The sequence below is a fragment of the Streptomyces sp. NPDC111802 genome (assembly GCF_055634335.1).
In genome coordinates this window covers 1-6,390 of the sequence record NZ_JBVKCZ010000123.1, presented here as the reverse complement: position 1 = coordinate 6,390, position 6,390 = coordinate 1, and the positions used below count along the sequence as shown (strand labels likewise).

General features: G+C 62.2%; 6 protein-coding genes and 3 pseudogenes. 5 read left to right on the top strand and 4 right to left on the bottom strand.

Going from position 1 to position 6,390, the window contains the following annotated elements; all coding sequences use genetic code 11:
- A partial coding sequence (locus ACZ7NC_RS43995) for an IS3 family transposase (RefSeq protein ID WP_471497697.1) occupies positions 1–612 on the top strand: 612 nt, incomplete at its 5' end.
- A complete protein-coding gene (locus ACZ7NC_RS43990; RefSeq protein ID WP_471497695.1) occupies positions 573–782 on the top strand; it encodes an integrase core domain-containing protein in 210 nt (69 codons plus the stop codon). The genes ACZ7NC_RS43995 and ACZ7NC_RS43990, both read left to right, overlap by 40 nt.
- A 51-nt stretch (positions 783–833) precedes the next feature.
- Here ACZ7NC_RS43990 and ACZ7NC_RS43985 read toward each other — a convergent pair.
- Positions 834–968, bottom strand: a pseudogene (locus tag ACZ7NC_RS43985) (IS110 family transposase); the annotation flags it as partial.
- Between ACZ7NC_RS43985 and ACZ7NC_RS43980 the strand changes: the two are divergent.
- Positions 964–1,203 (top strand): annotated as a pseudogene (locus ACZ7NC_RS43980) (IS110 family transposase); the annotation flags it as partial. The pseudogenes ACZ7NC_RS43985 and ACZ7NC_RS43980 sit on opposite strands and share 5 nt — an antisense overlap.
- A gap of 266 nt (positions 1,204–1,469) precedes the next feature.
- On the opposite strand, the gene ACZ7NC_RS43975 reads toward ACZ7NC_RS43980, so the two are convergent.
- The 3 genes and pseudogenes from ACZ7NC_RS43975 to ACZ7NC_RS43965 form a co-directional block, all read right to left on the bottom strand.
- The gene (locus ACZ7NC_RS43975) at positions 1,470–2,480 is read right to left on the bottom strand and encodes an LnmK family bifunctional acyltransferase/decarboxylase (RefSeq protein WP_471497703.1); all 1,011 of its coding nucleotides are present in this window, start codon (positions 2,478–2,480) and stop codon (positions 1,470–1,472) included.
- A 268-nt stretch (positions 2,481–2,748) separates the two neighbouring features.
- Positions 2,749–3,384, bottom strand: a pseudogene (locus ACZ7NC_RS43970) (transposase); the annotation flags it as partial.
- Positions 3,385–3,553: 169 nt separating this feature from the next.
- On the bottom strand, positions 3,554–4,852 hold the full coding sequence (locus ACZ7NC_RS43965; RefSeq protein WP_471497701.1) for an NAD(P)/FAD-dependent oxidoreductase: 1,299 nt from the start codon (positions 4,850–4,852) through the stop codon (positions 3,554–3,556).
- A 216-nt stretch (positions 4,853–5,068) separates the two neighbouring features.
- Here ACZ7NC_RS43965 and ACZ7NC_RS43960 point away from each other — a divergent pair, with 216 nt between their 5' ends.
- Entirely contained in the window at positions 5,069–5,668 is a 600-nt protein-coding gene (locus tag ACZ7NC_RS43960) for an IS630 family transposase (RefSeq protein ID WP_471497699.1), read from the top strand.
- Positions 5,626–6,036: a transposase gene (locus tag ACZ7NC_RS43955; protein ID WP_471497693.1), complete on the top strand. Its 411-nt coding sequence runs from the start codon at positions 5,626–5,628 to the stop codon at positions 6,034–6,036. The genes ACZ7NC_RS43960 and ACZ7NC_RS43955 overlap by 43 nt, the downstream gene beginning before the upstream one ends.
- Positions 6,037–6,390: the final 354 nt, after the last annotated feature.

Sequence of the window (6,390 nt, the reverse complement as noted above, 5' to 3'; positions counted from 1 at the left end):
TCGGCACGCCGGCTCCGTGACGAGCAGCTCATGCCCCTGATCGAAGAGCTCCACGAGGAGTCCGGCGGCACCTACGGAGCCCGCCGGATCACCCGCGCCCTGCGGCGCAAGGGGGTGGACGTGGCCCGCTGCACCGTCGAGCGGCTGATGGCCGAGCTGGACATCGAGGGCGTCATCCGCGGCCGGCGCCGCCGCACTACGATCCCCGAGCCGTCGGCGCCCCGCCCGCCGGACCTGGTCGACCGTGACTTCACCGCTTCGGGCCCGGACCAGCTCTGGGTCGCGGACATGACCTACGTCAGAACCTGGTCGGGCTGGGCGTATGTGGCGTTCGTCCTGGACGTGTACTCACGAATGATCGTCGGCTGGCAGGTCGCCGACCACATGCGCACTGAACTCCCGCTGGACGCCAGCCGAGGTCTTCGAAGAGCAGCTACGCTCGCTGCAACAGCCCGGTGTTGCAACGACTGGTTGAACTCGCCCAATATGTGTCTATCCGCTACACCGAGCGGCTGGCAGATGTCGGCGCTTCCGCCTCGGTTGGCTCCGTCGCGGACTCGTATGACAACGCCATGGCCGAGGCCCTCAACGGCACCTTCAAGGCCGAGCTGATCGAGATGCAGGGCCCTTGGCGGGACTTCGAGCAGGTCGAGCGGACGATCTTCCAGTGGGTGACGTGGTACAACGAGGAACGTCTCCACTCCGCGCTCGACTACGTACCGCCCGCCGAGTACGAACGCGACTTCCAGCAAAGCCTGGAAGAAGAACCGCAGACCGCCTGAAACATGACCGGCGGACTCTACGAAACCCGGTTCAGCTCACTATGTCCTTCGTCAAGCGAGGCGGGGGGTTCGGTGTTCGTAGAAGGTGCCGTCGCGGAGCATCGCGAACAGCACGCTGATGCGATGCCGGGCGAGCCGGAGAAGTGCCTGGGTGTGGGTCTTCCCTCTGGTCCGGCACTTGTCGTACCACGGCGAACACGCCCCCAGAGGCGGCAACCGCCAGCTGAAGAGAGCGATGTTCCTGTCCGCGTTCGCGGCCCTGCACGATCCCGCCTCCCGCGCCTACTACGACAAGTGCCGGACCAGAGGGAAGACCCACACCCAGGCACTTCTCCGGCTCGCCCGGCATCGCATCAGCGTGCTGTTCGCGATGCTCCGCGACGGCACCTTCTACGAACACCGAACCCCCCGCCTCGCTTGACGAAGGACATAGAGGCCCCCTGGTGCCCGGTCCCAGTCCGGGAGCCTGCGTTCCACCCGGCTGCTGAGCAGGGACAGCTGATACGGACTCAGGCCGGTAGTACGGTGGAAACGCATCGGTCTCCCGAACGAGCGCGTGACACTTGGAACTCCACACGCTACGCCGAGGGGACCGATCTTGCGTTCCAAGATCACTCACACAAGATCACCCGACTTTTGAATGACCTTCCCGGTAGACAACTAACCCGATCAAAGATCAGTACAAGCTCAGGACCTGTCGTTTCGGCGTGTGTGAAATGCGCATATCGCCAGGGTCCGATTATCGCGAGCGTCCTCGATGACCACGTTGATGATTTCATCCGCGGGGTCTTCAGCCTTGTGTAGCATGTGCAGGGTGAGTCGCAGTAGGGCATCGAGATCGGCGTTGCCGAGATAGCAGATCTTGGATTCGAGTACAGCCCGGTCGAGAAAGGCCCGGCTGGAGCGGCCGAGATGGTGCCACAGCCGTAACAGTGCTCTTTCGGCGATCGCAAAGTAGGCGGCGAAGTACAACAGACCCGCCCCGTTGATATCTCGTGTCGCATCCACTTGGTGAGTCATCGTGAATACATCGCCGAATGAAACATAGCCGGCCGCCGAGTCAGGCGGGGGGAATTTTCCCATGGCGCGAGCTGTGGTGCACGCGCGGCGTGGGGAGTATCGGTCCGGTAGCGCGGGTAGATGGGTGTAGGCGAAGTCCTCAGGAGAAGAACGTACCAGTCCCATGTTCGAGCCACGGTGACTGCGCGAGATCCAACGGTTGAAGTTTTCCGCATACAGGCAGTCAGGCCGTGGCCGCTCGTAGAACTCTTCTGGGGTGAGTATGGCACCGTCCTCCCAGGCATTATTGCCGCGGGAGATACGGTGCAGGGTCAGTACGGACTCGCTGCCCCAGGCGAAGACTCTGGAGAGGACCTCAAGCCGGTCGCCGAACGTGATCTGTGACGGGCCGAGCTCCGCGCCTGCGTGCAGCCTGTAGTAGTAGAACGACAGGTAGGTGGGCTGTCCGTGACGGTCGCGGGCCTTGCCCACGTTGGTTTCACAGACGGCGCCGACCGTCTCCCAAGTCCAGTCACCGATCTGGCCGATCAGCAGGGACATCGGCCCGCACATGCCAGGCTGGACGGTCACCCGTCGGCGCACCGTGTCGGTACCAATCCGCTCAGTGGTCACAGCTCCGGCTAAGGGGCGCCGAGCGATCGATTGGAGCGTCAGTGGGGGTTCGGGCCGCTCTAGCATTGGATCTACGTTGAAATGGCCGGACATCCGTACACCATCCTCGCATGCTGTAAGTAGAATTATAGAATTCAATTCGCCATTGCATCTCTTCTCCGAGCTACTGCAGCGCGGTGGCCGTAACGCTCCACGTACTGCGTGAGCGAAATAGCAAGCACACGAAGCTGCTGAAGGAGACGCACTTCTTGGTCGAAAACCCATCTATCATGCGCTTCCCCTGTCTGTCATCCCAACTTCCTTTCCAGCCCGACAGGTTGGAAAGAGCTCATTGAGCATTTTCAGCGGCCACTCTCGAGAGTAATGACCGCTGGCCGGCGGTGAGTTCTTGGCGTGGACGGCGGCGTTGCGGCGTGGCGGAGGTTCCGCCGGCGCCGAGATAGCCCAGATCGGCCAGGACGGGGATGCCGAGTCGGGTGCAGGTGGTGATGATGCGGTGCCGGCGGGCTGCGGTGAGGTCGTGCGTGCGGCCGGGCAGAACCGGTGAGATCCACAGGATCCGGCCCGTCGGGTCTGTGATGACTTGGAGGTTCACGCCGTGGCGGCGGTGCTTGCCGCTGCAGTCCCTGCGGCCGTCACCGACCCGGTCGCACTCCGCCAGTGTGCCGTCGACCAGTACGTATTCGGCTGTGGCCTTGACCGCACGCAGAGCCGTGGTGAGTCCAGGCGCGCAGCGGGCGAGCAGTGTGACGACGGAGCGGACGTAGGCGTGCGCGGTGCCGACGCTGATCCGGAAGCCTGCCGCGATCTGGGCCAGGGTGGTGTGCTGGCGCAGGTACACCAGCGCGGCCAGGGCATGCTGGTGCGGACGCAGCTTGCACCTGCGGTCACCCTCCCGAAGGACGATCAGCATCGTCACCGTCTCCACGAGGGCGTGCGGCACGTCGAGTGAGGCAGGATAGGCAATCAACGGCGCTCCCCGGCAAACGAGATGAGATGTCAGATACCTCCCTCAACTGCCCGGGAGCCTCGCCCGTTCTGCCACCCGCAAGCTTCCACCGGCTTCACCCGATCAGTGACCAAGCTAAAAATGCTCATTGTCTCCTGCATCTTGCATGGTCGCAGGTCAAGAGCGTGACTCATTGAAGAATGACTTCCGGGGTGGCTCCCGCTGATGTCCTCATGACGCGCAGGACGATGTCGGGGCGCAGCAGTGCGCGTGGCTTTTTGAGCAAGCTCATGACGTTCATGAGATCAGCACACACTGTGCTGTCCGTCGTGGCAGCAGCCAGGACACGGACGTAGTAAGCGAGGCGAATCCGGTCCTTGACAGTAGGGCGGGCGCCGATGGTCTCGCGGCAACGCCAGTCCTCCCAAGTCGCGATGGACCATGCGCCAGATGCCGCACGAGCTGCGGCTCGCTGGAACTCGGCGGTGGACCTGGCTCCGTTGGCCAGCCAGCGTTCCAGGGCCTGAGCACAGAGGGCGGAGACGCTCATGCCATGGCCATAGACCGGGTTGAAGGCACAGGCAGAATCTCCCAGTGCGACGAGTCCGGCCGGCCAGGTGCGCATCTTCTCCCAGTGATGGTGGCGGTTAGCCGCCTGCCTGAATGCCGAGATTCTGCTGACAGGCGTGGCCTTCGTGAGCAGCGAGTACAGTGTGGGATCGCGAAGAGTACGCGCGTATTCCACGAAGCCCTCGTTGGTGTTCGGTGGGTAGTCAGCGCCATAGCCGGCAAGCGTGCACCTCCAGTATCCGTTTTCCTGGAGAGCCATGTAACCGCAGCGACGTACATGGGGTGGACGGTGATGCACAGTAATCGCTGTGCAATCCGGGGTGTGCTCCTGAGGGATTCGGAAATCCTGAGTGGCGTGCCCCATCTGGGCGTCCACCACGGTCTCTGTAGGCAGAGTATGCCCTAGCGTTGCTAGCCATTGCGAGAGCTTGGATGAGCGTCCGGTGGCGTCCACCACCAGGTCGGCATACAGCGTTTGAGTCCGGTCCCCAAAACGGGTCCGGACCCCGACAACACGGCCGGCCGTGTCGGCGAGTAGGCCGGTAACAGTGGTGTTATCCCTAATTTCCACTTTGGTGAGCCGTTTCCGCAGGGTAGCTTCCAACAGGGAGCGACTGCACGTGAAGAGCCTTGTCAGCGGCAGCCTCGGAAGCCACCCTTCTGTGATCAGCCACCTTGCGTCGGCGGGGAACGAAATCCGGGGCGCACCCAGACTATGGAGGTATTCCAGGGAGCCCGGAAACAGAGACTCCACAATGTTCTGCCCAGCAGGCCACAAAAAGTGAATGTGACGGTGCTGCGGGACTCCGGGACGGTCACGTTCACTGCCGTCCAACCGGTCACGCTCTATCATCGTCACACTCCCACAATGACGTGAAAGGACTTCGGCGGCAAGGATTCCTGCCACTCCCGACCCCATGACGATGGCACTCTCCATAAAGGCCTCTTTTCATAGTGTCCCGTGATCCCGTTGGCGTTACTTGATCTCGTGTGTATCGTTGCCACTGGCATGGAGATCTCCGTGGAACAGGCCGTAGAGTTGCGGGAGTTGGCGAACAGTCGGGAGGTACCCGCGGATATGGTGCCGCGGGCCCGGATCGTGCTGTGGTCGGGTGAGGGGTGACGGCGCAAGGACATTGCCGAGCTGCTCGGAGTGTCGCTGCCGACCGTGGACCGCTGGAAGACTCGTTATGCCCAGCGCGGGCTGGCCGGGCTGGAAGGCGACCGGCCCGGCCGGGCCCGACAACAAGTGCCGCCACGGGTTCGGGCGCGGGTGATTGCGCTGACGCGCATGACGCCGTCGGCGAGTACCGGTCTTTCGCACTGGTCGACGCGCGAACTGGCGAAGTATCTGAAGCGGACCGAGGACGTCACCGTGTCCTGGCACTACATCGCACGGATTTGGCGCGATGAGAATCTGAAGCCGTACCGCAGCGGCACCTTCAAGATTTCGAAGGACCCCGCGTTCGCGGACAAGGTCGCCGATATCGTCGGCCTCTACCTCGCCCCGCCGGGCGGTGCGGTCGTGCTCTCGGTCGACGAGAAGACGCAGATCCAGGCACTGGACCGAACCCAGCCGGTGCTGCCCGTCACCTTTGCGGCCACCGAGAAACGCACGCACGACTACGTCCGGCACGGCACCACGAACTTGTTCGCTGCACTCAACGTCGGCACCGGCGAAGTGATCGGCGAGTGCAAGCCGAGCGGAACGGCAAGAACTTCCTGGCCTTCCTGAAGAAGGCGGTGAAACCGCACGCAGGCAAGGATATTCATGTCGTCCTGGACAACCTCTCCACGCACACCACACCGGAGGTGAAGGCATGGCTGGCCAGTAATCCACAGGTCCACTTTCACTTCACCCCCGTCGGCTCTTCCTGGATCAATCAGATCGAGACTTGGTTCGGAATCCTGACCCGTCAGTCGATCCGCCGCGGCACCTTCGCCAGCGTCAACGTCCTGATCAATCAGATCCGCGACTACATCGACACCTGGAACTCCGAGGCCAAACCGTTCACTTGGACCGCAACCGCCGAAGAGATCCTGGCGAAGGTCCGTCTCGTCCAGACCAACATCAAGAAGCTCGTCGCAAACAACTCGAAGTGATGCAAACAGGATCACGGGACAATAGTTGGTGCCGGCGCAACCCAAGCGCCGATCATAGGTACACCAAGATTTTGGACCCCAAGACTTTTTTCGACTGGTAGCCATCAGTAAAGCGGAGGTGCATGATCCAGTGAACACAAAGACAGATTGAAACTTTAATGCAAACTGTCAACTTTGAGCATTTGTGAATCGCTGGGTGCGGCAGGGACTTCGTCTACTGCAGCGTTTCTCAAAGGGCGTACACATATCGGAGGCGCAACTGAGGTCTTCTCTTCGGGGTGACGGTCATGGTGGAGCGAGGGTCAGTCCGGTCTCGGCGATGAAGCCGTCGAGCAGGTGGGGCCGGTACTGCAT